This is a genomic window from Leptolyngbya sp. 'hensonii' (genome assembly GCF_001939115.1).
In the GTDB taxonomy this organism is placed as follows: Bacteria; Cyanobacteriota; Cyanobacteriia.
In genome coordinates, this window is the sequence record NZ_MQTZ01000035.1 from 1 (window position 1) to 24123 (window position 24123).

23 protein-coding genes are annotated in these 24123 nt (G+C 52.2%); 13 read left to right on the forward strand and 10 right to left on the reverse strand.

Annotation, left to right across the window (positions count from 1 at the left end; genetic code table 11):
* Together purL and mrdA are read right to left on the reverse strand one after the other, a co-directional pair.
* On the reverse strand, positions 1 to 2274 hold a 2274-nt coding region (purL, locus tag BST81_RS11090; RefSeq protein WP_075598593.1), incomplete at its 3' end, for a phosphoribosylformylglycinamidine synthase subunit PurL.
* Between the two features lie 106 nt (positions 2275 to 2380).
* The gene (gene mrdA, locus BST81_RS11095) at positions 2381 to 4168 is read right to left on the reverse strand and encodes a penicillin-binding protein 2 (protein ID WP_075598594.1); all 1788 of its coding nucleotides are present in this window, start codon (positions 4166 to 4168) and stop codon (positions 2381 to 2383) included.
* A 116-nt stretch (positions 4169 to 4284) separates the two neighbouring features.
* On the opposite strand from mrdA, the gene BST81_RS11100 reads away from it, so the two are divergent.
* The 4 genes from BST81_RS11100 to BST81_RS11115 are packed head-to-tail and all read left to right on the forward strand — an operon-like array spanning position 4285 to position 8294.
* On the forward strand, positions 4285 to 5418 hold the full coding sequence (locus BST81_RS11100) for an ABC transporter ATP-binding protein (RefSeq protein WP_075598595.1): 1134 nt from the start codon (positions 4285 to 4287) through the stop codon (positions 5416 to 5418).
* 5 nt (positions 5419 to 5423) lie between these two features.
* Positions 5424 to 6515: a spermidine/putrescine ABC transporter substrate-binding protein gene (locus tag BST81_RS11105; protein ID WP_075598596.1), complete on the forward strand. Its 1092-nt coding sequence runs from the start codon at positions 5424 to 5426 to the stop codon at positions 6513 to 6515.
* Positions 6516 to 6572: 57 nt separating this feature from the next.
* Entirely contained in the window at positions 6573 to 7481 is a 909-nt protein-coding gene (locus BST81_RS11110; RefSeq protein WP_363079858.1) for an ABC transporter permease, read from the forward strand.
* A 3-nt stretch (positions 7482 to 7484) separates the two neighbouring features.
* On the forward strand, positions 7485 to 8294 hold the full coding sequence (locus tag BST81_RS11115; RefSeq protein ID WP_075598597.1) for an ABC transporter permease: 810 nt from the start codon (positions 7485 to 7487) through the stop codon (positions 8292 to 8294).
* A gap of 13 nt (positions 8295 to 8307) precedes the next feature.
* Here BST81_RS11115 and pyrR read toward each other — a convergent pair whose 3' ends face one another.
* Genes pyrR through BST81_RS11130 form a run of 3 tightly spaced genes read right to left on the reverse strand, consistent with a single transcriptional unit; the run spans position 8308 to position 10315 of the window.
* Positions 8308 to 8853: a bifunctional pyr operon transcriptional regulator/uracil phosphoribosyltransferase PyrR gene (pyrR, locus tag BST81_RS11120; protein ID WP_075598598.1), complete on the reverse strand. Its 546-nt coding sequence runs from the start codon at positions 8851 to 8853 to the stop codon at positions 8308 to 8310.
* 54 nt (positions 8854 to 8907) lie between these two features.
* Positions 8908 to 9882, reverse strand: a complete 975-nt coding sequence (gene cbiB / locus BST81_RS11125; protein ID WP_075598599.1) for an adenosylcobinamide-phosphate synthase CbiB — start codon at positions 9880 to 9882, stop codon at positions 8908 to 8910.
* Complete coding sequence (locus tag BST81_RS11130) at positions 9872 to 10315, reverse strand: Rrf2 family transcriptional regulator (protein WP_075598600.1); 444 nt, start codon at positions 10313 to 10315, stop codon at positions 9872 to 9874. The genes cbiB and BST81_RS11130 overlap by 11 nt, the downstream gene beginning before the upstream one ends.
* 187 nt (positions 10316 to 10502) lie before the next feature.
* Between BST81_RS11130 and BST81_RS11135 the strand changes: the two genes are divergently transcribed.
* The gene (locus BST81_RS11135) at positions 10503 to 11828 is read left to right on the forward strand and encodes an ATP-binding protein (protein ID WP_363079862.1); all 1326 of its coding nucleotides are present in this window, start codon (positions 10503 to 10505) and stop codon (positions 11826 to 11828) included.
* A gap of 772 nt (positions 11829 to 12600) precedes the next feature.
* On the opposite strand, the gene BST81_RS11145 is transcribed toward BST81_RS11135, so the two are convergent.
* Positions 12601 to 12783: a CsbD family protein gene (locus BST81_RS11145; RefSeq protein ID WP_075598602.1), complete on the reverse strand. Its 183-nt coding sequence runs from the start codon at positions 12781 to 12783 to the stop codon at positions 12601 to 12603.
* A 289-nt stretch (positions 12784 to 13072) separates the two neighbouring features.
* On the opposite strand from BST81_RS11145, the gene BST81_RS11150 reads away from it, so the two are divergent.
* The 4 genes from BST81_RS11150 (at position 13073) to BST81_RS11165 (ending at position 15800) form a co-directional block, all read left to right on the forward strand.
* Positions 13073 to 13666 carry a hypothetical protein gene (locus BST81_RS11150; protein WP_075598603.1) on the forward strand — a complete coding sequence of 198 codons (594 nt, stop codon included), beginning with the start codon at positions 13073 to 13075 and terminating at the stop codon, positions 13664 to 13666.
* An 85-nt stretch (positions 13667 to 13751) separates the two neighbouring features.
* Positions 13752 to 14609, forward strand: a complete 858-nt coding sequence (locus BST81_RS11155; protein WP_075598604.1) for a PIG-L family deacetylase — start codon at positions 13752 to 13754, stop codon at positions 14607 to 14609.
* A gap of 43 nt (positions 14610 to 14652) precedes the next feature.
* Positions 14653 to 14988, forward strand: a complete 336-nt coding sequence (locus BST81_RS11160) for an STAS domain-containing protein (protein ID WP_075598605.1) — start codon at positions 14653 to 14655, stop codon at positions 14986 to 14988.
* Positions 14989 to 15113: 125 nt separating this feature from the next.
* Complete coding sequence (locus BST81_RS11165; protein WP_216351306.1) at positions 15114 to 15800, forward strand: tetratricopeptide repeat protein; 687 nt, start codon at positions 15114 to 15116, stop codon at positions 15798 to 15800.
* A 55-nt stretch (positions 15801 to 15855) separates the two neighbouring features.
* Here the strand turns inward: BST81_RS11165 and BST81_RS11170 are convergent, their stop codons facing one another.
* Complete coding sequence (locus tag BST81_RS11170; RefSeq protein WP_075598606.1) at positions 15856 to 17604, reverse strand: NFACT RNA binding domain-containing protein; 1749 nt, start codon at positions 17602 to 17604, stop codon at positions 15856 to 15858.
* A 296-nt stretch (positions 17605 to 17900) separates the two neighbouring features.
* Between BST81_RS11170 and BST81_RS11175 the strand changes: the two genes are divergently transcribed.
* Positions 17901 to 18167: a DUF1830 domain-containing protein gene (locus BST81_RS11175; RefSeq protein ID WP_253188231.1), complete on the forward strand. Its 267-nt coding sequence runs from the start codon at positions 17901 to 17903 to the stop codon at positions 18165 to 18167.
* On the opposite strand, the gene BST81_RS11180 is transcribed toward BST81_RS11175, so the two are convergent.
* From BST81_RS11180 to BST81_RS11190, 3 genes are all read right to left on the reverse strand, one after another.
* Positions 18115 to 20382, reverse strand: coding sequence for an O-linked N-acetylglucosamine transferase, SPINDLY family protein (locus tag BST81_RS11180; RefSeq protein ID WP_075598608.1), 2268 nt, complete (start codon positions 20380 to 20382; stop codon positions 18115 to 18117). The two genes, BST81_RS11175 and BST81_RS11180, sit on opposite strands and share 53 nt — an antisense overlap.
* 107 nt (positions 20383 to 20489) lie before the next feature.
* Positions 20490 to 21065, reverse strand: a complete 576-nt coding sequence (locus BST81_RS11185) for a type IV pilin-like G/H family protein (protein ID WP_075598609.1) — start codon at positions 21063 to 21065, stop codon at positions 20490 to 20492.
* Positions 21066 to 21174: 109 nt separating this feature from the next.
* Positions 21175 to 21600: a hypothetical protein gene (locus tag BST81_RS11190; RefSeq protein WP_171974733.1), complete on the reverse strand. Its 426-nt coding sequence runs from the start codon at positions 21598 to 21600 to the stop codon at positions 21175 to 21177.
* Between the two features lie 277 nt (positions 21601 to 21877).
* On the opposite strand from BST81_RS11190, the gene BST81_RS11195 reads away from it, so the two are divergent.
* The 3 genes from BST81_RS11195 (at position 21878) to codA (ending at position 23791) form a co-directional block, all read left to right on the forward strand.
* The gene (locus BST81_RS11195; protein WP_075598611.1) at positions 21878 to 22162 is read left to right on the forward strand and encodes a hypothetical protein; all 285 of its coding nucleotides are present in this window, start codon (positions 21878 to 21880) and stop codon (positions 22160 to 22162) included.
* Between the two features lie 138 nt (positions 22163 to 22300).
* On the forward strand, positions 22301 to 22519 hold the full coding sequence (locus BST81_RS11200; protein WP_075598612.1) for a DNA-directed RNA polymerase subunit alpha C-terminal domain-containing protein: 219 nt from the start codon (positions 22301 to 22303) through the stop codon (positions 22517 to 22519).
* Between the two features lie 9 nt (positions 22520 to 22528).
* Entirely contained in the window at positions 22529 to 23791 is a 1263-nt protein-coding gene (gene codA, locus BST81_RS11205; RefSeq protein WP_075598613.1) for a cytosine deaminase, read from the forward strand.
* Positions 23792 to 24123: the final 332 nt, after the last annotated feature.

Genomic DNA, 24123 nt, shown 5'->3' on the forward strand with positions numbered 1-24123 from the left:
GGTGGAAATCAGTAAAGACCCAGATGGATTTCCGACATGGCCCAGTTGCCACCAGTGATGGGTCAGATTGGCCTGCAAGTAGGATTCCCAAATTTGAGTCTGTTCTGTTGCAACCGATACAATAATTCTTCCCCCACCTTCGCCAAATAGGAGCAGATCCCAGCGAATGGCTGGTGATAGGGTGGGTAGGGTAATCTCAGCACCCCGGCTCCCGCTGATACAGGCTTCGGCCAGGGCGATCGCCACCCCTCCTTCAGCACAATCATGGGCCGATCGGATCCAACCCTGGCGAATTCCTTCCCGGCAGGCTGCCTGAACCTGCCGTTCCAGTTCGAAGTCCACCTGGGGAGGCTGTCCTGCAACAGTGTTGTGCACCAGAGCCAGATATTCTGAGCCCCCCAGGGTCACCGTAGCCGCCGAACTGTCCAGGGCAGTTCCCAGCAGGTAAATGGGATCACCTTCACTCTGCCATCCCTGCCCACAAATGCGGCTCAGATCGGGAATCAGGCCAACCATGCCCACCACTGGGGTTGGGTAGATGGGCTGGGGGGTGCCTTTGGCGTCTAGGGTCTCGTTATACAGGGAAACATTGCCCCCGGTGACCGGAGTTGCCATTTCCCGGCAGGCTTCGGCCATGCCCCGACAGGCTTCGGCCAGTTGCCAGTACCCGATCGGTTTCTCCGGACTGCCAAAGTTAAGATTATCCGTCACGGCCAGGGGCTCAGCACCCACACAACTGAGGTTGCGGGCTGCCTCCACCACGGCTGCCTTCGCCCCTTCGTAGGGGTTCAGATAGACGTAGCGGGCATTACAATCGACAGTGGCTGCCACCCCGGGGGGAGAGGTCAAGGACTGGGGAACCCCCACCTCCAGAGGTTGCTGGGGCCGAATTCGAATCACAGCCGCATCGGCCCCTCCCGGCAGGAGGACCGTATTGTTTTGCACTTGGTGGTCGTACTGACGATAGACCCAGCGTTTGGAGGCGATCGTCGGGCTATCCAGGAGCTGGAACAGAATGGCAGTCCAGTCCTGAAAGCCAGATTGAGTCTCAATCCCTGCAGGGATACAGTCCGGGAGTTGGGCACTGGTCCAGGCCCAGGCTGCACGGGCATAGTCAGGCGGTTCGGTCAACAGGTCCCGTTCATAGATCGGGGTGTTATCCGCCAGGGCCGTCGCTGGGATTTCTGCAGCCACCTGCCCCTGATAGAGAATACGGACGATCGGCTCTGGGATGACGCTACCTGCTACAACGGCCTGCAACCCCCAGCGATGGAAGATGTCAATCAGTTCCTGTTCCCGACCCTGGTGGGCCACGAATAACATCCGTTCCTGAGATTCAGACAGCAGGTATTCATAGGGCACCATGCCCGTTTCACGGGTCGGAATTTGGTCCAGGTCCAGTTCAATCCCTACCCCGCCTTTAGCAGCCATTTCTGAGGTGGAACAGGTGATGCCTGCCGCCCCCATATCCTGGGCAGCGACAACTGCGCCTGTCTGAAATGCTTCCAGACAGGCTTCAATCAGGGATTTTTCCAGGAATGGATCCCCCACCTGAACCGCAGGTCGATCGGCCTCAGACTCATCACTTAATTCGGCACTGGCGAAGCTGGCTCCCCCCATTCCATCTCTCCCGGTTGTAGAGCCCACATAGAGTACAGGGTTGCCAATGCCTCTGGCTCCTGATTTGACGATTTCGGTGGTCTCCATTAACCCCAAGGCCATGGCATTGACCAGGGGATTCCCAGAGTAAGCCGGGTCAAAATAAACTTCCCCCCCTACGGTGGGCACTCCGACACAGTTGCCATAATGGCTGATACCTGCTACAACCCCTGTGAACAGGCGGCGCGTGCGGGCATCTTCCAGGGACCCGAAGCGTAGGGAGTTGAGGAGGGCGATCGGCCGGGCCCCCATCGTGAAAATATCCCGCAGAATTCCACCAACCCCGGTTGCAGCTCCCTGGAAGGGTTCCACTGCTGAAGGATGATTGTGAGACTCAATCTTGAATGCCAGCCGTAATCCCTGGCCCAGGTCTACCACACCAGCATTTTCTCCCGGACCAACCAGGACTCGTTGACCCTCAGTCGGGAATTGCCGCAGTAGGGGTCGGGAATTTTTGTAGCAGCAATGTTCTGACCACATGACCCCAAACATGCCCAATTCCGCCTTGTTGGGATGACGATCGAGTCGGCGCACAATTTCTTCATACTCTTCGGGCTTTAAGCCCTCCGCCGCAATTTCTTCCGGAGAAAAAGGGGCAGACGATAGAGCGGACATAAGCTTCCCGTAGAGACAAGACAGGTTCCATTCTATAGCTGCTCGGTGGATCCGAATTCAAAATTCAGGAACGTTGCCTGGATGCCCTTGTTCTCGGGAAGATGAATTAGGGGCGTTGGGTCTGCTTATTGCGGAAATAGGCTTCCAGCACCTGCCGTACCATCGGGGCGGCGAAAGATCCTCCCCCACCACCGGAGTTTTCCCCAAAGGCCACCACGACAATTTCTGGCTTGTCAGTCGGTGCATAAGCCCCAAACCAGGTATGGGACTCACGACCAAAATCCTCTGCCGTACCACTTTTACCGGAAATGGGGGGCAGGTTAGACACATTCAAAGCCTGTCCGGTACCGGTGGTAATTACATTTCGGAGTCCCTCTTGCAGGGTTCGCAGGGTTTCAGGTCTCAGATTGAGGGAATCCTGCCAGTTTTTCGATTCCTCATCATCCTTAAGTAAGTGAGGTTTGACCCGATAGCCGCCATTGGCTGGAACCGCAAACATGACAGCTACCTGGAGGGGACTGGCCTGGAGATACCCCTGGCCGATCGACATGTTCACCGTATCCCCCAGAAACCAGCCTTCCTTCAGTTCCTGTTGCTTCCATTTGTCATCAGGGACTAAACCAGGAGCCTCTTCTGCCGACAGTTCTACCCCAGTCTTGCGGCCAAAGCCATAGCGTCGGGTCCAGCGGATCAGGTCTCGATCGCCAACACCCATGGCGATCTGGTAGAAGAAGGTATCACTGCTCCAAGCCATGGCTCCGACAAACCCCAGCGGCCCAAAACCGGCCCGATTCCAATCACCAAATTCAATGCCACCTACGGTAATTGAGGGATAGGTCATGAGCACCGTATCAGCAGAGAATTTGCCAGACTCAATCCCAGCTGTTGTGGTCACAATTTTGAAGGTGCTGGCCGGTGGAAAGCCTTGTAAAGCTCGATTAACAAAAGGATGATCTTCGCTCTGCAAGCGCTGCCATTGAGCGTCTGTAATCCGAGTCGAGAAGAGGTTGGGGTCAAAAGTCGGACGGCTGACCATGGCTAAAATGGCCCCATTTTTGGGATCGATCGCCACAATCGATCCCTTATGGTTCCCCAAAGCGGCCTCGGCTGCTTTCTGCAAATCCATATCCAGGGTCAATTGCACATCCTGACCAGGCAGAACGGGCTTCTGTCCCAAAATCCGAACCACCTGGCCCGCCCCATTGACTTCGACCTGCTGGCCTCCCCAGGTGCCCCGCAATCGCTTTTCATAAGCGGCCTCAATCCCCATCTGCCCAACCACGTCCCCCAGGCGATAGTTCTCACTTTTATATTTCTCAAAGTCGTTATCACTAATCTCGCCGGTGTATCCAATCACATGGGCGGCCAGATCGCCATAGGGATAGTAGCGTACGGCTTCTGCGTCTACCTCAACCCCTGGCAGGCTATTGCTGTACTCTGCCAGGGCCGTGACTTGGGCTGGGCTGATGCCCCGGGCCACCCGAATCAAGAAGGGGGAATTGTATCCAGCCTGTTCCAGGCGCTTTTGAATTTGGTCTTCAGGGACATTCAGGATTTGGGACAGACGCTTGATGGTTGTGGGCCATTCTGCCTTTTTCTGCGCCAGAGGCCAGAGGAAGACAGAATGGGAAAGGCGGCTCCCAGCCAGAATTCTACCTTTACGATCCAAAATTCGACCCCGCTCGGGCTGCTTGGGAATCAGGCGAATGCGGTTGTTGTCAGCTAACTGACGGTTACGATTGCCTTCAATCAGTTGCAGGTAAGCCAGACGGCTGCCAATTCCACCTAGCATAAAGATGCTGATGACTGCCATCAGGATGACAGATTGGTAACGGCGTCCAACGGTCCGAGGACTAGGTTGTTGAGCGATCGTCACTGGTGAAGTGAGCGTCATATTTCCGACAAAATATAAAGAAATACTTAACTAGCTTACCCCTAACCCCGTAACTTCTGTACCGTATGCAATTTGAGTGGGTACAATAGACCAAGGTTTTAACGACGGGAGCCCCTATGTCCCAAGCCGCCGTACAGAGCCAGGGCTCAGCCAAAGTGGATACTGAATTTGATATTGAGCTGCGAAAAGTTTACAAGGTCTTTAACGGCGAACCTGCGGTTAGCCGTGTGGATTTAACGATTCAACGAGGGGAGTTTTTCAGCATCCTGGGTCCTTCGGGTTGTGGTAAGACCACCACCTTGCGAATGATTGCCGGGTTTGAAACCCCTACTGCAGGGGAGGTTCTCATCCGAGGGCAGTTAATGACCAATGTGCCGCCCTATCTCCGTCCGGTGAATACGGTCTTTCAAAGCTATGCGCTGTTCAGTCATCTCACTGTAAAGGAAAATGTAGCCTTTGGCCTGCGCTTGAAGCGCCGGAGCAGGGCAGAAGTTGAGGAACGGGTCAACGAAGCCCTGAAGCTCGTCAAGATGGAGCCATTGGCTACCCGTTTCCCGGCCCAACTGTCGGGGGGGCAGCAACAGCGGGTGGCCCTAGCTCGGGCATTGGTGAATCGTCCAGCGGTCGTATTGCTGGATGAACCGCTGGGGGCGTTGGACTTAAAGTTGCGGAAACAAATGCAGGTGGAACTCTCCACCTTACACCGGGATCTGGGTGTCACCTTTATCATGGTGACCCACGACCAGGAGGAGGCAATGAGCCTTTCCGATCGCATTGCGGTGATGCATGAGGGGAAGGTTGAGCAACTTGGGACCCCACAGGAGATCTACGAGCACCCGGCAACTCCTTTTGTGGCCAGTTTTATTGGGGATACCAATTTATTCCGAGGGCAGATTACCAATATCGATCGATCGATCCTGAAGATTCAGACTGAATCTGGGCTGCCAATTATGGTGCAACCCGTGGAGCCCTGGAACGCAGATCTGATCCGAACCAAGGTAGTGGTTAGTATTCGACCGGAGAAAGTTTACGTCAGCTTCTATCCACCGGATATCCGGCTGAACTGTTTTGAAGGTCGGCTGCGGAATGTCATGTACCTGGGCACCCATGTCCATTACCTGATAGAATTGCCCACTGGAGATCGGCTGACTGTATTGCAGCCGAATACCGCAGGGGCACTACCAGATTCCGATATTCCCATCTATGTTTACTGGGCTACAACAGACTGTTTAGCGTTGCTCGATCGATGAGGCCCATGGCTAGATCTACAAGACGGCAGTTTATCCAGACTGCGACTGCTGCGGCCTCCGGGTTGGCCCTCACCAATTGTGGCTGGACTCTTGCCGAAGTGCGGGCTACGGGCAGCAAGGGGTCCAAAGATGAGTTATTTGTCTACACCTGGACCAGCTACATCGATGATCAGCTCCTGTCTGAGTTCACAGCTCAGACAGGTATCAAAGTCAAGGCAGATATCTTTGACTCTGATGATGTCATGTTGAATACGTTCCAGGCCGGTAAGGGGGTCAATTACAGCATCATCTATCCCTCAGCCTATGGGGTAGAACGGATGATTGAATTAAAGCTACTGCTGCAGTTGGATCAGTCTAAGTTGATTGGTCTAGACAGTATCAAACCTAAGTTTCGAGACCCTCCTTACGATCCAGGCAATCGCTACAGTATCCCGATTAGCTGGGGCACCACTGGATTGATTTACAACTCAGAAAAGCTGCCTACACCGCCGGAGGATTGGGATTATCTCTGGAAAAATAAAGATAAACTGTTCCGTCGCATGACTCTTCTGAATGATGTGCGGGAGGTCATGGGGGCAGTGCTGCGGTCTTTGGGGTATTCCTATAATTCCAAAAATCTGAAGGAAATTGAACGGGCTTATCAAAAACTGGAGGAACTGCGACCTGCCATCCGATTGTTTACCACCGATGCCTGGAAGGAACAAATTCTGGCGGGTGATATCTATCTGGCCATGGGTTATTCGTCTGATGGGGAATCCGTGACTCAGGAAAATCCCAAGTTGAAGTATGTGATTCCCCGCAGTGGTACCTCTTTATGGAGTGATAATATGGTCATTCCAAAAACTGCGCCCAATCCTGACGGTGCTTACGCCTGGATTAACTACATGTCTCAACCATCGGTTGCTGCCTCGGTTTGTCGCCGCCTCAGTTTTGCCACGCCCAATCAGGGTGCCTTTGATCAATTACCTTTAGATATTCGGGAAAATCCAACCCTGTTTCCGCCAGATGAAATCCTGGAGAAATGCGAGAGTATTGCCCCAGTGGGCGATGCTGCAGAAATCTACGATAATTATTGGACAAAACTGACAAGCAGTTAAACTGAAACAGCGCGGTTAATCGCGCCTATTCCCAAAGTTCAAAAGAGCGTTGAATCTGTGGCCAGTTCTTCCCCCTCTATTCCTAAATCTGAGTCTCAGAAGCGTCCCGAGCTCCCCTTGCCCCGGTGGGTAGAACCGATCGTGATGCTGGCTCCATCAGCGCTCTGGTTATTGCTCCTGCTGGTTTTGCCCACCCTGATTATCTTTGAACTCAGCCTGGTGCCAGATATTCGCCCTGGCCAGGTTGTCAATCCCTCCGGTTTTTCTAACTATCTCAAGATTCTTGACCCCATCATTTTGCAGGTGATTGGCCGATCGTTGTTTTTCGCGATCGGAACCATGATCCTGTGCCTGCTCATGGGGTTTCCCGTTGCTTACTGGATTGCATTGATGGCCCCCCAACGCTGGCGTAACCTGCTGGTGATGGGGTTTGTTCTGCCTTTATGGACCTCCTCCCTACTCCGGTCCTATGCCTGGATTACCATCCTCCGTCCGACAGGGGTGATGAATACGCTGCTCACCAGCATTGGCCTGCCTGCCCTGGATATACTGAACAGTAGCATTGCCGTTTTGATTGGGATGAGTTATGGACTACTTCCCTATATGGTATTGATTCTCTATTCGTCCCTGGAAAAGCTGGATCGGCGATTGCTGGAGGCAGCATCGGATCTGGGAGCCAACCCGATCCAAACCTTCTGGCGAGTGACGGTACCCCAGACGATGCCAGGGATTGCGGCTGGTTCGCTCCTGGTCTTGATTGCCAGTATGGGAGACTTTGTTGATCCGGAACTTCTGGGTGGAACCTCTAATATGACTGTTTCCCGCTTGATTTATAACCAGTTTCTCGGTGCTACTCAGAATTGGGGATTTGGCTCAGCCCTGAGTACGGTCTTGATCATAGCGGTGAGTCTGGCGATCGCCCTGTTGATTCGGTTAGGGGGTAGTCGAGCCATTACGGAGGACTGATCCATGCCCACGTCCCAGGCCCAACGTCACTTGAGTCTACCCTGGCAGGCCGCTTTCTCGGTTCTCATGTTCGGCTTTATGTATTTGCCGATTCTGGTGCTGACGGTCTTCAGCTTCAATAAGTCCCAATCAGCGGCCAAGTGGGAAGGTTTTAGCCTCACCTGGTATGAAAAATTCTTCCAGGATTCCCGCATTCTCACATCGCTTCAGAATAGCCTGTTCGTCGGGATTGCCGCCGTGGGCATTGCCGCCGTTTTTGGGACTTTAATGGCCGTGGGGCTGGCCCGCTATCGGTTTCCAGGTCGATCCCTGTACCGGGGGATAACCTATCTGCCAATTATCATTCCAGACATTGCAATCGCAGTGGCGACCCTGGTCTTTCTGGCGGTGATTGCGGTCCCCTTGAGTTTATGGACGATCGTCGCAGCCCACGTTGTCTTCTGTCTGTCCTACGTCTCTGTGACGGTCTCAACCCGGATCAATAGCATCAACCCCCATTTAGAGGAAGCGGCTTTAGATCTGGGAGCAACGCCGATTCAGGCTTTTATTCAGGTGATGTTACCGGAGTTAGCTCCAGCCATTATTTCAGGCTGCTTACTGGCCTTCATTCTGAGTATGGATGACCTCCTGATTGCCAGTTTTACAGCTGGGGGTGGTGTGGCAACCCTGCCCATGGAAATTTTTGGCCGGATCCGCACTGGGGTTAAACCAGATATCAATGCCCTCAGTGTCGTTTTGATTCTGGCATCGGGTCTGGTATTTTTTGCCGCTGAATACATTCGTTACCGGGGAGATAAACAGCGGCTGGGCTAGGATTGGGTTTTCCCTAGCGACTGCTGGCCCGAAATAGCTCTACCGCATCCCGACCATCGGTGTCCTGCAGGTAAACCTTGACTTGCTCATCCTTTGCGGTGGGTAGTTGTTTGCCTGTAAAGTCTGGGTGGATGGGAACCTCCCGATGGCCGCGATCGACGAGAACAGCCAACCGAATGACTTCCGGCCTCCCGTAGTCATTGATCGCATTCAACGCTGCTCGAATCGTGCGTCCTTTGAAGATGACATCATCCACCAGCACTACTGTTTTGCCTGACAGGTCAAACGGGATCTCCGTTTTTGCAGGGGTACGGGGACCAATTTTATCCAGGTCATCCCGGTAAAAGGTGATATCCAGGGCTCCAACTGGAATGGAAATCTGCTCCAGTTGTTCAATCTGGCGAGCCAGAACATGAGCCAGCGGAACACCCCGGGTGTAGATGCCTAACAGGGCCAATTTGGCCGGGTCCCCAGCCCGCTCTACAACCTGGGAAGCCAGTCGGTTCAGGGTTCTGCGTAACTCATCCGCTGAGAAAATCTCGACAACCTGGGGCAGCATAGCTCTTTCCCAAAGACATGAACTCTGAACAGCCCCTAGCCCCATAGGAGCCTTTCACCGGGCTGTGATCCAGTTTGAAACCCCTATCATAGGGACTAACCACAGCAGAAAACAAGAGCGGGTGAGGCGAAGCGCTCGATAAATATGGTCGGGAGTAATTTTTTCGATCGGGTCTCCCAGCAAAGGCTTAGGCCGTGCTATTCCCTGATACCAGTTATTGCCGCCTACCTGGACATTCAGGGCAGCAGCGTAAGCGCATTCACTCCAACCAGAATTGGGGCTGGGATCGAAGGGAGCATCCCGTTGACAGAGACGCCAGACCTGGCAGGGCCTGCCAGAGAGCAAGGCGATCGTCCCCACGACCAGTCGGCAGGGGACCCAAGTCAGGACATCATCCATGCGGGCACTGAACCAACCCAGATCGGTGTACGGAGGGGTACGATAGCCGACCATAGAGTCTAGCGTACTGGCGGCCTTATAGGCCAGGGCCAGGGGGGCACTCCCCACTCCCGGTATCATGGCCCCGATGAGGCCATAAAATAGGGGGGCCAGAACGCCATCGGTGGCGTTCTCAGTCACCGTTTCCAGAACAGCCCGCAGGATCTCTGGCTCAGCCAGGATCTCCGTATCCCGTCCGACATAATGGCTCAACGCCACACGAGCCTGACCTAGATCCCCTGCCTTTAAGGGCTGCAGCACCTCGGTGGCGGCATCACGCAAACTCCGACCCGCAAAGCAGGAGGCCAGCAAAATACTCTCGGATAGAATGCCCGCCAGAGGATGGAGAGTTCGGGCCGCAGCAATCAGGGTCCAGCCCAGGAGACCACTGCCACTGACCAACCCCAAACCCAGGCCAATTCCAGCCACTCTCAAGCATCGGGGGGACTGGAGGATTTTTCGGGCCAGTTCCCCATAACGGGCAATTAACCATCCCATCCCCTGCACGGGATGGGGCCACCCCCACGGGTCGCCAATCAGAAAGTCCAGGCTGGCTGCGATCGCCAGAACAGATGCAGCGTTAGACCACAAAATTGTTCTCCTCTCCCTGGGCGGCCTGCCAACTGCGGGCATCGTAGTAGAGATCTTCCAGAGAAATGCTGTACAGGGCCTCTTTCAGCTTCTGATGGAGCCGATTCCAGAGGGTAAAGGTGACCCAATCTCCGGCCTGGTCAGCATCCGGGACATGGTGAGGCAGGGGCTCGATCGTTTCCCCGACTGCCTCCAGAATCTGTCCCAGGGAAATTTGGGCAGGCAATCGCGTTAGTCGATAACCTCCATGGGCTCCTCGAACAGACTCAATCAGGCCAGCCCGACGCATTTCGATCAATAATTTTTCCAGGTAAGGTGCAGGTAAGTCCTGCCGTTGGGCAATTTCTCTAACAGAGGCAGGCTGATGACCAGGCTGTAAACTCAGATCCAGAAGGGCTTTGACACTGTAATGTCCCCGCGTTGTCAGTTTCATAAAGTGGCCCTCGATCGTCCCTGCCACAAAAGTCTATTCCATCTTGAATGAGGATATGGTCTATCCAATCATTATGGATAGGACTGTCATTGAATGGTCATTTGCCAGGTTGGATACCAATAACCAATGACAAATCCAAACCCACCCCAGCCCTGCGGGTCATCCCTCCTGGGAGGAGATTAACCGAATGACCAATGAGCAACCTATGTTCCAGGCTACCCGCAGACGACTTGCCCTGTGGTACACGATCGTCACAGCGGTACTGTTGTTGCTGTTTATCGGCATGTCCTATCTCTATGTCCGCACGACCTTGATTGAGCGCATTGACGATACCCTCAACCATGTGGTGGAAGTGGTGCAACGATCGCTGGTGATCGAGCCTGTCAACTTTCATCAGGAAGGAGGAGAACTGCGGGTTAATGTGGAAGCCAGTTTTCCAAATCAGGCTGATGCTGGGGAGGATGACCATATTGATCTGGAGTGGTTCAGTCCCGACGGAGACCTGATCTGGTCTACTCTGGCCGAACCTCTGGGAATTCCACTCCATTCCAATCCCAGTGGAGAAACCGTCCATGTGGTTAAGGGAGAAGGGGTGCTCCGTCAGGTGACGCAGCGGGTGCAGATCGGTCGCCAGACCCTGGGCTACCTGCGGGTCAGTCACCCCTGGTTTGAAGTCACCAAGCCAATTCAGCAACTCATCCTGGATTTAAGCCTGGGAACTGTGTTGGTGATTGTCGCCGTTGGGGCGATCGGCTGGTTTCTGTCCGGGTTGGCAATGGAACCTGTGCGGGATTCTTACCAGCGGTTGAAGCAGTTTACGGCAGATGCATCCCATGAGCTCCGAAACCCGATCGCCACCATTCAGACCAATGTTCAGGTGGCCCTGGCGGATCCAGATCCTGACCCGCAATTTCAGCAGCACCAGTTACAGGTGGTGGAGCGCTTGACTCGGCGGTTGGGGCGGTTGGTAGATGACCTGTTGTTTTTGGCTCGACAGGATAGCGGGATGGTCCAGCCCAAATGCTCGGAGGTGCTGATGGAGGACTTGTTGAAGGATGTTCTGGAGGAGCAGCAACTGATTGCCCTGGAAAAGCAGGTGTATCTGTCCTTGCAAATTCAGGAGCAGCCGTCTATTCCGATTAAAATTGTGGCCGATCGGGATCAGATGGCCCGCTTATTTACTAACTTGATTGCCAATGCGGTGCAGTATACGTCAGCCGGGGGACAGGTGCAGGTAATGTTGCAACGGAGTGGCAAGAGTATTCAGGTCAAAGTGCAGGATACGGGGATGGGTATTCCAGAGGAGGCCCTGCCACAAATTTTCGATCGCTTCTACCGGGTAGACCCAGCCCGTACCCATCATCAGGGGGAACAACCACAACCAGCCAGTGGCACTGGATCTGGCTTGGGCTTGGCGATCGTGGACGCTATCGTTGAGAACCACCAGGGCCAGATTCAGGTGGAAAGTAAGCTGAACCTGGGTACCACATTTACCGTGCTATTACCTGTGTAAAAGCAAGCAGTTGGGCTGGAGGCTGGCTGGAGTTTGGTGGATTGAGGAAATGCCGGATAGCAGGATAGAAGCAGTTGGGAGTTCAGAGCCTGCAACAAAGTTTAAAATTCAGATCCTGATTATCTGGCGGCTCATCCCTAGCTTTCTGCCAACTCTATCTCCGGTATGTTGTACTCACTACAAACGACATGTTTTTATAGCGTTATAACAGTCTTGGGACAATTAAAAAATCAAAACCAAAAATTAAGAATAAGCAATCTTTACGAAAGGCTGTTTTTAATTTTTGATTTTCAATTCACCCTTCTTCATTTGCACTACGTTGACACGGCAGAGTTTAAAACGAATCTTAATAAATGAGGCGATTGAGGTCATTGATCGTCTGTATATCAAGGGGATAGATCAAGATGATCAGTAATTTATGTCCATGTTGTGAAACGGTTCTTTTGTACCATGTTAAAGGTCAGCAAGGATATTGGTTTTGCAGGCATTGCTGGCAAGATATGCCTGTTTTATGTAACAGCTTGCGTAGTCCAGGGGTATCGCGCAGCAAGCAGGTAAAAGCTGAGGAATTGCAGGTGCTAGTATCCCAATAAACCCATATCCAAGCTTCCAAAACCCCAGGCACATTATGCTCAGGGGCACTAGATTGTGTCCCTGATTTTTGATTGAGGGAATTCAGTTTTTTGGATCCGAGTGAACAATTAGATCTCCAACTTCTTGAAGAAGTTGGAGATCTAATCACCGCAGTGGTTAAGGTGTGACCGCGCAGATCCTATTCGGCGGCTTTCCTGACTTCATCTTTAACATCTTCAACGGCATGACGAACACTGGCTTCTGCCTGCTTAGCCTTGCCTTCTGCCTGATCTTTGGTGTCTCCGGTTACCTTACCGATCGCTTCCTGAACTTTACCTTCAATGTTTTTTGCTGTGGCTTTTGCTCTATCTTCGAGAGTCATGATATGTCTCCTTACCTATCTAGAAAATGATCAGAAATCATCGCGTCAACACCTATGAGATTACTGATTGAATGCCGCAAATCTCATCTACCAGGAGACTGGATTGTGAATCTAATAACTACTTCTAGAAAGGGAGATTAATGATAAGATAACCGGCTCTTGAGGTAGAGGTGGCAATTTTTTAAATCCATTAAACTGCAGGGAAATAGAATACCAGGCATTGCTAGCTGTTGCACAGTTAGCGGTTGAATGTCCTGGTTTTTATGCCCATCACAGTTGAGCAAAAGCCATGACAAATCCCAATAGAAATCCCAATCGAAGTAACGAACCTATTCTGGATAATTCGATCGACGACACGATCAACGCTAGACCTGCCGATCAAAGGGAAATTGACTACCGCAATGGTTACGTTAAGGGACGTGTTTTGGAGCGAGATACCCAGCAGGCCCATCAAAGGGTAAATGCAGAGATTCACCGGGCAAATGAAGCAACTAATGCTTTTAACGGGCTCATTTTAGGCATTATTTTGGCAGCAGGTGTGGGCTTTGCAGTAGCCGCTTTTTCCCTCTGGTACCGAGATCGTAATCCAGTCCAGATTGCGCCCGTTCCACCAGCCCCTACCTCTCCGGTGCCCAGCAACTCCACAGATCAAAAAACCATCATTGAGCGGACCACCGATCGGGTGCGAGAGATTCCTGTGCCCGTGCCCGTGCCCGCTCCCTCTTCTGAGGGAAATACAACAGCTCCTGCGCCTTCCCAGCCTCAAGGGACTTCCAATTCACCGGCAGATCAGCCCTCGGATTCTCCTTCCAACGAAACCTCTGAATCTCAGCCCAGTGAGAGTCAAACGCCTCCTGCCGGAACAAATCCGTCGGGCCAATAGGGCTTAACGACTTCTGATCAGGATGAAATCTTTAAGCACAACCGGGATAATTGAATCAAGGTTTTGCTAAAGCCCTAGACCTGAAATGAATCCATACGAAAAGTTTGTTTCGACGATCGCGGCTCTCATGCAAGAAGCGGCCCTTTACCCCTTGGGCCATTTTGAACCCAGTACCCTGGTTTCTGCTCCAGCAGAGGCTCCTAGGGTACTTTTGTTTTCTCCCCATCCTGATGATGAATGCCTGATTGGGGGGCTCCCTCTCCGTCTGCAACGGGAGCTCAAGATGAGGGTGATTAACGTTGCGGTGACCCAGGGTAGTAATCGGGAGCGGCAGGAGGAGCGTTATCAGGAGCTGACCAGAGCCTGCCAATATCTGGGCTTTGGGTTAATCCAAATTGGTGATCGGGGCCTGGAAGGCATTAATCTGTCCACCCGAACTCAGCAACCAGAAATCTGGAGGCAAGCCGTTGAGCAGATCGTCTCAATTTTGCAGGAGCAACAACCTACTGCCATTTTTTGCCCCCACGATCGAGATGGGAATACGACTCACATTGGCACCCATTACCTGGTTTTTGATGCCCTGCAGCAAATGGCGACCGACTTCCATTGCATTATGGTGGAGACAGAGTACTGGCAGGCAATGGAGGATCCAAACCTGATGGTTGAATCTGGCGTTGAAGATGTAATTAGTTTCATTACAGCCCTGTCCTTCCATGCTGGTGAGGTCCGGCGTAACCCGTATCACATCCGTCTACCCGCCTGGATGATTGATAACGTTCGGCGAGGAAGTGAACGGGTTGGTGGCCAGGGCAGCACTTCTGCTGGTTTTACCTTTGCAACGCTCTATCGTCTGCGTCGCTGGCAGGCCGGTCAGCTCCATGAGTTTCTTCCAGAAGGCAGAGTCATGGCTATCCCGGATGATTTATCTGAGTTTTTTGTATAGTCTGAACCCATATACCCCATCAAGGTGTCCGAGTCACTCAATCATGACGAGCATCCAAATTTTTCAACCTTCTAGAATGCTGACCAGCGTCAATGGAACTGAACTGCTGGATGGGATCGATCTTGCCCTGGAAGAGGGATATCAGCACTTCTTGATTGATATGCAAGATGCCATGTTCATGGATAGCAGTGGCCTCAGCTTTCTGGTCACGGCCTATAAGCGAGTTCGATCGGCAGGGGGAACCCTTTCCCTCTGTTCCCTGAAAGGACAGGCAGCCATGCTGGTGGAAATTACTCGGATGGACAAGATGCTGGACATTTATTCCGATCGGGATGCTTTCCAGCGGGCCATTAACACCCGACAGGATATCTCCGGGTAGATACGGATCACACCTTCATCCCTCTGATATCACAGGGTAGGGATCTTAAAAATCACCTTAATCTATTGGAAACCTTAGGGTGGATACCTGGAGTTATAGTCATGCCGCATTCGAGTATGACTAAGATGAACCGCACACTGAAACTTATTGCCATTCTGGGGACGGTGACTTTACTGGGTGGAGTCCCTGCGATTGCAGAGGCAAAACCAGTTGCAGCCCCCATCACGCAACAGATGAAAGTTGATAACTTCACCCGTCAAGGTATTCAGAAAGCGGAAGCTGGAGATTTCAACGCTGCGCTGATCGAGTTTGACCGGGCGGTGAAAGCGAGTCCTAAAAGTGCAAGCGCTTACTACAACCGGGGCTTGGCTCAGTATGGTCTCAAGAATTATGAGGCTGCCATCGCGGATTTCAACCAGGCCATTCAACTCAATCCAGCCTATGCCAATGCCTACGGGAATCGGGGCTTGATTCGATATGCCCAGGGCAACATGCGAGGTGCGATCGCAGACTATAACCAGGTTTTAAAGCTTAACCCTAAAGATGCCAATGCCTATAACAACCGGGCTCTGGCTCGGGTGGCTCTAGGGGACTACAAGGGAGCCATGCGAGATTTCACACGAGCCATCATTGCTGACCCTAATTTCGCGGATGCTTATTACAGTCGGGGCGTTGTGGCCAATCGGATGGGAGATGTGCAGGGCTCACGGGCTGACCTGCAGCAGGCTGCCGATCTCTATCGCAAACAAGGCCTGATGGAAGAATACCAGTATGCGATGAACAACATGCAGCAACTGAGTACAGTGAACTAGGGAAACACCACAGAACAGTTCCGGTGACTTTGCGTTTCTACGGTGAAAATATTCTCTAAGCCTCTAATCCTCTGGACAAATATGTTGCAGCCCCTTGAGGTCGTCCCCAGAGAATACGTTCCTGTTTATAAATCGCCATCCCTGGTTTTGCCCCTTTGGGTTTGTAAACATGCCGGGGCTCAGTATAGACGATCGGAACCTGCTCGCTGAGACGCCCCCGGCTGTAGTAGGCTGCCAGATCAGCCGCGAACTGGAGATCGACTTTCTCTGGCACAGCCCCTGGCTCTAATCGCAACAGCACATGGCTACCGGGGATTTCCTGGGTATGGAACCAGAGATCATAGTCTCCAGCCAAACGAAACGTGAGCTGATCATTCTGCCGGTTGTTGCGACCAACGAGAAGTTCAAAGTTACTGGGGGTTCGGTAGCGGTGAAAGTCAATGCCAGAGTCATTCGTCTCCATCCGACTCCGATAGCCTGAAGCCTCCAGATAGCCCTGCTGAATCAGTTCATCTCGAATTTCCTCCAGAGCAGGCAGGTCAGCCGAGGTCTGATAGCGATCCATCTGGGTTAGAGAGGCTTCTACCTGTTCCAGGTACTGGATTTCTGCTTCTACCGCTGCTAGCAGGGGCAACACGGCTGTGCGGGCTCGCTTTAACTTCTGATGCTGTTTATAGAAAGCCTGGGCATTCTGAACGGCATTTTTTTCTGGATTCAGGGAAATAGAAACAGGGTCCCCAGTCATAAAATCGGGCAGTTCGATCGTCGTCATGCCCGGTTGCCAGTGGTGCAGGTGCGCCATCAGGAGATCGGCCTGTTCCCGGTAGCAATCGGCCCCTTCAGATTGCTGCAACCGGTTTCTGAAGGTTGTTTTTTTCTGATTCAGCTTCTCCAGCAGAATTTTAAGCTTCTGGCCTAATTGGTGGTGCACCTGCTCAAACCGTTGCTGATTCAGTTGCTGACCGTAGTAGCTCTGGATTATCTGTTGTACGGTTTCGACCGGAGACACCCGTTGCCAGCCCAGGACCGTGTAGCCCGATCGGGTCCAACCGGGCGAAAAAGTACCCCTGTCCAGACTCTGAAGCCACTCCTGCCAGCGATGGAACAGCCGTTGCCAATCTTCGGTCTGCAGTCGATCGGTGGCTTGTTCGGGGTCCAATCCGGCTTCCTGCAGCATGGAAACGACCAGAGCTGAACTCAGGCCCCGGTAAGTTTTGAGCAAGTTCCGTTTAATAGGCCCTGGGAGCAGGCTGACCCGTTCCTGCCAGCGAGCCAGAGATTCCTGGGCTGTTGGGATGGCGTCCAGCAAGGTGGGGGGAGGTTCATAGGGCTGGCCAGTCAGAATGGGGCGCACCCTCGACTGTTGAGAACTGACCTGGTGGGCAGCCGTCACAATCAGACCCTCCCGATTGACGAGAATGACATTGCTGTACTTGCCCATAATTTCTGTGTAGAGGTGCCAGAGAATTGGATCATCGGGGCGGCGGGCAAATTTCAGATCGATCGCCCGCTCCCAGGGAGCAATGGTCGCGATTTCCACCAGGGCCAGCCCGTTGAGTTGGTGCTGCAATTGCTGACTGAAGGTAAAGGTATCTGGATCACGGGGTGGGGGATCTCCCAGACACAGGTGAGCTGCCTGGGGATGCCAACACAGGGTCAGCCATCCTCGACCCTGCAATGTCCGGAGGGCAATAGCCAGGGTATGGCGATCTCGCTGGTAGACCTGTTCCAGACGGGCAGGCAACCAGTTTTGGCGTAATTCCCCGCAAATAGCCGTGAGCGTTGTGAAATCAACAGGTTGCACAGTGAACTCTAAATCCTACTGGAGGGTAATCCCGATCGCGGCTGTCCATCCCAGTCAAGGCTCTCAGGTTTATAGCTGGAATAGGTTGACTGAGCAAAAATACTTAACCTATAATATTCTTAACGAATTTAAACAAATTTAATAGGTTGTTTGCAAATTGACTGAAGTGAGTCTGAGTGGTAAAGCCTATGAGAATTCCTAGGTATTTTCCATTTTGAAGGATCTCACTTCTATGCTACAAACAGTGCTTCAATCTACTGCCTTCGTTTCCACACACAAGCTTTGACCCCAAAACGATGATGACGCAAGTTCTGGACTCCCTATCCCTCCTGGAATGCTCTGATCCCATCCTTTGCTGCTATGTTAATGGCAGTTGTCAGATGCAAATTGCCCGCATTGCAGATGTCCCAAACTGGTACTTTGAACGGGTTGTTTTCCCAGGGCAGCGACTCCTGTTTGAAGCCCCTTCCCTGGCCCATCTGGAAATTCACACCAGTTTGACAGCAACGTCTATTCTGACGGATCACATTTCCTGTCAGACACTGAAGGTTGAGGAAAAATAAATCTCTGCCACATCTGCTGATAAGCCTGCTCCATATCCTGGGTGAATTTTCGCCCATTCCAGAGGGGCGAAGTCTGACGAGATTTTCGTAATTGCCAGGAAATTTTCTGGCGTAGCGCCTCATCTTTTCCAAGTCGTATCCCCCAGTCCACATACTCCTCACTGCTCCAGGCAATTCCCTCCGTGACCCCCACATTCATCATCATGGTGTAGCTGTTGCGGCTGGAGAAATGCTCTCCGGCCCGGGTGACCAGAGGGATTCCCATCCACAGGGTTTCCAGCGTTGTGGTTGCGCCATTGTAGGGATAAGTATCCAGAACCACGTCAGCAATACCCAGATTAGCCCGGTGGGTCACTTCTGACGGGGTGGCTGGCAAGAACCGCAGCCGATCGCGATCAACGCCTTCTTCCTCGGCCAACTGCAGAAATGCCTTCTTGACGGCTTCCTGGTCAGCCAGACTTTTGATCAGGAAGTAGCTGCCAGGAACAGCCTTAATGATTTGCATTTGTAGGCGAGAGGTCTGGGGATTGCGTTTTGGTCCCTGCTGGGCACTCAGGTAAATCACGGCCTCGTTCGGAATCCCGAATTGTTCCCGACTAATATCGGGAACTCCAACTTCAAAACCATCCACAGCAATATAGGTTTGAGGAAGTCGCCAGATCTCTTCCAGATAGTGTTCCTGGGCGGATTCTGGCAAAACATAGGGGTCGGCGATGTAATAGTCGATCTCTGGAATCCCAGCGGCATCCCAGCCCAGCCAAGTGACCTGCACAGGTGCTGGTTTCAGGCTCATCACTTCACAGGTGGTATCCAGAGTCAAACTTTCCAGATCAACGAGAATATCAATTTCATCGGCAAATACCTGATCCGCGATCGCACAGGAGTCAATGCCCAATTGGCGGGTCTGAAATGCCGGATCAACAAACCAGCGCTGGGTAAACACATCAATTTCTGGTTGATTGATCAGGTAAGTGTAAACCTGAAACTGCTCTGAATTATGGTGCTGGAAGAGCCAGCGAGCCAGCCAACCGACGGAATGCTGTCTGAGGCAGGTAGACAGGTATCCCACTTTGAGGATCTTATTGGGCGGTGCTGTTCTGGCCAGGGTGCGATGACGTTGCTTAAACTTTTCGACCCGTTCCTGGAAGTAATACTGCAGAGCCCGCTGAGAGAGGGTACTAACCTGATTATGAAAGAAGCGATTATGGGCCAGATCATCGACCAGGTAAGGCAGAAAAAAAGTTGACGTAAACATACAGGCCGCTGTGGGGGGATTGAGATCGTCTGGCGGAACTTCAATCAGAACCCGCAGCAACCGTTCATGTTCCATCAACGCCTGTTGGACTTCATCCCAGAAACCACCGGCTGTCATTAATCCCCGCAATAGCAGGTAACTGCCGAAGACCTGAGTGGGGATGGAACTGGCCAGGGCACAGTACTGACGGGCCACCTCAATGCCCTCTTCATACCGACTTGCCTTTTGATAAAAAGCGGACAGGCGACCCATCACAGCCAGATCATTAGGGCGAATTTTGAGACAGAGTTCTGCAATGCGACAGGCATGGGGGGCTCGCATCTGGGCGTAGCAGACCAAATTGGAAATGTGAACCAGATGGCTGAGCCAATGTTGCTCATCTTCAATGTAAGGAATAGCTGCTTCAAACAGGTCGATCGCCCGATCGGGTGCATTACTCTGGGTTAATCCAGTAATCACGGTTTCCAGTAAAAGCTGTGGGCTGACTTCCAGGGGAGGATGGTCACCCATGAGGGTAATGGCATCTGTCAGAGCGCTTTCTTCATCCAAATTAGCCTGGGGATATTGGGTCAGCTGGATAATTCGCAGCAGATTATTCAGATTTTGGGGGCAAATTTCCTGAATGTGTCGGCGCAGTGCCCAAGCAATGGCATATTTTTCCAGGCACTCCTGTCGTTCCGCTTCCAGTTGCACCACTTGCAGGAGTTCTTGCGTCCAGATCTCTTCCTGATCGGCATCTGCTTCTGCCAGGGCCATTAACCAGGTTGCCTGAGCTTCTGCTTCCTGGCCCTTCAGCAACAGGGCCATACCCAGATACCAGTAGTTAAGGGTGCAGTTAGGCTCGTCCTCGATCGCCTGCTCGTAGACCTGAATTGCCTGCCCATATTCGGCTTCCAAAAGATACTGATAAGCCTGAACTTGCAAGTCAACCGGTATTGTCAATTCCGATCCGAGACTCATGGCACTGTCATCCTGCGGGAGCAAATCTTGAAAAAACAAGAGTGGGCAGGTATCCCGCCCACTCTAAAAATTAGATTAGCATTGATTATGCTGTCGTCTGACTCAGCTTACTTCGCATCAACCAGCTTGTAAGCACCGGCAGTGGGGGTAGCCAGACACTGTCCGTTGGTGATCATGGCGGGGGTAACATCAGGGAAGTTGGTTGCATCAGGCTGCTTACCTACTTGCTTCGTTTCGCACAGAACAGACAGAGAGGTTGTTTCACTGGTTTCTTTAACGGTACCCAGAGAAACGCCGCCTCTGTAGGAGCGCAGGGGACCTTTCAAAGAAATGGCCATGTTGTTGACATACTGGGTGTAGTCAGCAGAAGCGGGAGCTGTAACGCGATACTGGTAGTTCACGGTTTGGGTTTGAATCCCCAGACCCAGAACCTGTACCGTGGAACCGAAGATGCTGTTTTCAGCAATGTAAGCGGTTTGAGCCCGGTTCATGGAACCAGAGTTCTGCTTGGCTTCAGACTGCTTGGCTTTGTTGGCCTGGTTCAGGAAGGAAGGCAGTGCGATCGCGGACAGAATACCGATGATGATGATAACAACCAGCAGTTCAACCAGGGTAAAACCCTTGTTTTCTCTGCGCTTTTGAGCGAGATGCTGCAAGAATTTTGCCTTAAATTCAGTCTTCATTTATGAGGTCTCCTTGAATGCGGGATGCTTGGCTTCTAACTCCTGTGACTAACTTACCCAATCTTTCTTCCCTTCATATCACTCAACCCAATTTTTTTTTGTCATTTGGTCAGTCTATCCGAATCGTCAGGTCGTAGAAATGAAGCGTAGGGCCGCTATAGCAAAAGACGTAATAATTTCCTGAACCCGTCAAGGGAGCCTCGAAAGTCTGATTCTCTTGATCAAGCAGGGTCAGTCGCTGCCCCTCCGGCGTGAAAACTGCCACAAACGCCCGTGCCCCCAGACTATGGACAGTAATTTTCAGTACCTGCCCCTTCTGAGCTTTCAGCACATAGACCCGATCGCCCGCTCCTGAAATCACTGCCCCAACCGTGTAGGGCGAAAACAGCAACCGACTCTGGGGTGTATGTTGCAGAATCGTCTTGAGGCTGAGTTGGGCCTGTAGAGGCGTGACCGAAAACAGCAAAGCAGCCAGAGTCGTTGCCATCAAAATTACAGGTTGCACATTTCTCGTCAGCATAAAATTCGTTGTCATCAGCAGGATAGAGCGGCTAGGGACAGAGGGATACCCTTGCCTACTATTTACAATTCAAATTGCAACTGCCGTATTTCATAAGTCCCACGAATTAATCTGCGGCAAGTTTTATGTGCATAAGCCCTGGGAACCACCTTAATGCAATTCCTGCATTTGATTGATGCGATATAGGATTGAGGGGGTGAATTCAGACTTTTCTTTGTGGGTTTACTGAAGATGGAGAGGCTCGTTCCTCAATCCTCCAAATCTTTTACGCTGCAGTTGCCCTGCCCAAGCTATGGCTGATGACTTAACCCCCAAATGGCACCCCTACCAGGGCTGGCTTTTACAAATCTCTCCGCTCTGGCATGGTTTTGTCTTTAACTGTTATCCGGCGGAAGCAACCGGGAGCTGGCAGAATCAGCACATTTACCTGAATTATGATGATGCTTTGCTGGCAGCCAAGCAGTTTGTCGATCGGCAGATTGCTGTCTCTGCGCTTCAACAAGTTTTGCAGCGCTGGTTCGCCCAAGGACTGATCAGTCTGACCGAGTACAAAAAAGCCAGCCAGTTACTGCCATAAACCGCAAGTAGGTTAGCAGCGGCATGATTCAGTATCTGGCAGTTAAAATCGTGACGACGAGCATAAAGTCAGTCTCATCAGGCTCCCTCCTCTCTGTCATCAGCACGAGCCAGCATTGTCCCCATCATCACAATCTCTATGACCCTCGATCGGCCTGATTTAGCCAGTTCCCAATCCCTGGAGCCTCTGCAACTCTCCCTAAAAGCTTACGGATTCCTTCGCAGATCACAAATTCATTCGATTGCTGATCTGCTGGACTATACTCAGGAAGATTTGTTGATCCTGGATGAAGAGGTGGGCCAGGAGATTATCACCGCACTGGAGCAAAAGTTCGCGATCACCCTGTCCCCGAAATAGTTCCTCCCTATGGCTGCTCAACCCTACGACCTGTTGTTGCGAAACGGTCAACTCTTACGATCGCCACAACATCTGGAAAAGGCCGACATTGCCATTCAAGGCGACCAGATTGCTGCTATTTCGCCTCACTTGCAGGGATCTGCTGTTCTGGAAATTGATGTGGCAGGGCAGTTAGTCAGTCCTCCCTTTGTGGAGTCCCATATTCATCTGGATTCCGCGTTGACGGCAGGTGATCCGGGCTGGAACCAGAGTGGCAGCCTGTTTGAAGGGATTGAGATCTGGCGTGAACGCAAACAGAGTCTGACCCTGGAAGATGTGAAGCAACGGGCCATTCAAACGTTGAAACAGCAGGCCACCCAGGGGGTTTTGTATGTCCGCTCCCATGCAGATGTCAGCGAACCGACTTTAACAGCATTGCAAGGACTGTTGGAAGTCCGAGAAGCGGTCAAAGACTGGCTGACTCTTCAGGTTGTTGCGTTTCCTCAGGATGGGGTTTACGGCAGTCCCCAGAATGAGGAATTGTTAGAGGAAGCGCTTCGGTTGGGAGCGGATGCAGTTGGGGGAATTCCCCACTACGAGTTGACCCGCGAGGATGGGGTGCGATCGGTCCAGCGCATCTTTGAACTGGCCCAGCGGTACGATCGCCTGATCGACATTCACTGTGACGAAATCGACGATGATCAATCCCGGTTTCTGGAAGTGGTGGTAGCCTGCGCCATTCGCAGTGGTTTGGGGCCGCGCGTCACAGCCAGCCATACCACCGCCTTCGCTTCCTACAACAATGCCTATGCCTTAAAACTGATGGGTTTTCTGCAGCGAACCCAACTGAACTTCATTGCCAATCCCCTGATCAACATCACCTTACAGGGGCGGACGGACACCTATCCCAAACGGCGCGGTGTCACCAGGGTCAAGGAGTTGTGGCAGCAGGGACTGAATGTCAGCCTGGGCCATGATTGTATCCAGGACCCCTGGTACGCCCTGGGTACCGGCAATATGCTGGATGTGGCCTCCATGGCTGTTCACGTTTGCCAGATGACGGGCAGAGCCGAGATCGATGCCTGCTACAACATGGTGACCTGGCAGGGAGCCCGCACCCTCAATCTCCCTGTCTATGGGCTAGACGTGGGGCAACCAGCTAATTTAATGGTGCTGGATGCGGATAGCCGCTATGAGGCGATTCGACAGCGATCGGTAGTTCGATGGGTGATTGCCCGTGGGAAGGTCATCTCCCAAACTGAGCCCGCCCACCAGACAAGCTTTCTGACCTGACTGGCAAAATTGGGATAAAAAGAGCTCCCCTAGGCATTCAAGGGGAGCCAATCACTTAAGGAGTGATGAGGTGTAGTACTATTGTACCAAAAACAACATCCCTGTCAAGCTTGCAAGATTGATGTCCCATTGAAAGCTGCATCAATCCCTGTCCAGACTTCGGAGTTCTCCAGCCAGAGAGTTGCTGTAAGTCTCTCCCTGTCTTCCTTCCAAGGGGATTTAAATGGGTTTTGTATATCCGAATACAGATTTACCCTCTAATAATTGGTGGAATCAAAGTCACTCATGCAGATTTTATGACGTTGAAGGGCAAGGACAAGTGTTGAAAAAAA

Coding starts and splice junctions, on each gene's coding strand:
- mrdA (WP_075598594.1), bottom strand. CDS start 4,168: ATGACGCTCACTTCACCAGTGACGATCGCTCAACAACCTAGTCCTCGG.
- BST81_RS11100 (WP_075598595.1), top strand. CDS start 4,285: ATGTCCCAAGCCGCCGTACAGAGCCAGGGCTCAGCCAAAGTGGATACT.
- BST81_RS11105 (WP_075598596.1), top strand. CDS start 5,424: ATGGCTAGATCTACAAGACGGCAGTTTATCCAGACTGCGACTGCTGCG.
- BST81_RS11115 (WP_075598597.1), top strand. CDS start 7,485: ATGCCCACGTCCCAGGCCCAACGTCACTTGAGTCTACCCTGGCAGGCC.
- pyrR (WP_075598598.1), bottom strand. CDS start 8,853: ATGCTGCCCCAGGTTGTCGAGATTTTCTCAGCGGATGAGTTACGCAGA.
- BST81_RS11130 (WP_075598600.1), bottom strand. CDS start 10,315: ATGAAACTGACAACGCGGGGACATTACAGTGTCAAAGCCCTTCTGGAT.
- BST81_RS11135 (WP_363079862.1), top strand. CDS start 10,503: ATGACCAATGAGCAACCTATGTTCCAGGCTACCCGCAGACGACTTGCC.
- BST81_RS11145 (WP_075598602.1), bottom strand. CDS start 12,783: ATGACTCTCGAAGATAGAGCAAAAGCCACAGCAAAAAACATTGAAGGT.
- BST81_RS11150 (WP_075598603.1), top strand. CDS start 13,073: ATGACAAATCCCAATAGAAATCCCAATCGAAGTAACGAACCTATTCTG.
- BST81_RS11155 (WP_075598604.1), top strand. CDS start 13,752: ATGAATCCATACGAAAAGTTTGTTTCGACGATCGCGGCTCTCATGCAA.
- BST81_RS11160 (WP_075598605.1), top strand. CDS start 14,653: ATGACGAGCATCCAAATTTTTCAACCTTCTAGAATGCTGACCAGCGTC.
- BST81_RS11165 (WP_216351306.1), top strand. CDS start 15,114: ATGAACCGCACACTGAAACTTATTGCCATTCTGGGGACGGTGACTTTA.
- BST81_RS11175 (WP_253188231.1), top strand. CDS start 17,901: ATGATGACGCAAGTTCTGGACTCCCTATCCCTCCTGGAATGCTCTGAT.
- BST81_RS11180 (WP_075598608.1), bottom strand. CDS start 20,382: ATGAGTCTCGGATCGGAATTGACAATACCGGTTGACTTGCAAGTTCAG.
- BST81_RS11185 (WP_075598609.1), bottom strand. CDS start 21,065: ATGAAGACTGAATTTAAGGCAAAATTCTTGCAGCATCTCGCTCAAAAG.
- BST81_RS11190 (WP_171974733.1), bottom strand. CDS start 21,600: ATGACAACGAATTTTATGCTGACGAGAAATGTGCAACCTGTAATTTTG.
- BST81_RS11195 (WP_075598611.1), top strand. CDS start 21,878: ATGGCTGATGACTTAACCCCCAAATGGCACCCCTACCAGGGCTGGCTT.
- BST81_RS11200 (WP_075598612.1), top strand. CDS start 22,301: ATGACCCTCGATCGGCCTGATTTAGCCAGTTCCCAATCCCTGGAGCCT.
- codA (WP_075598613.1), top strand. CDS start 22,529: ATGGCTGCTCAACCCTACGACCTGTTGTTGCGAAACGGTCAACTCTTA.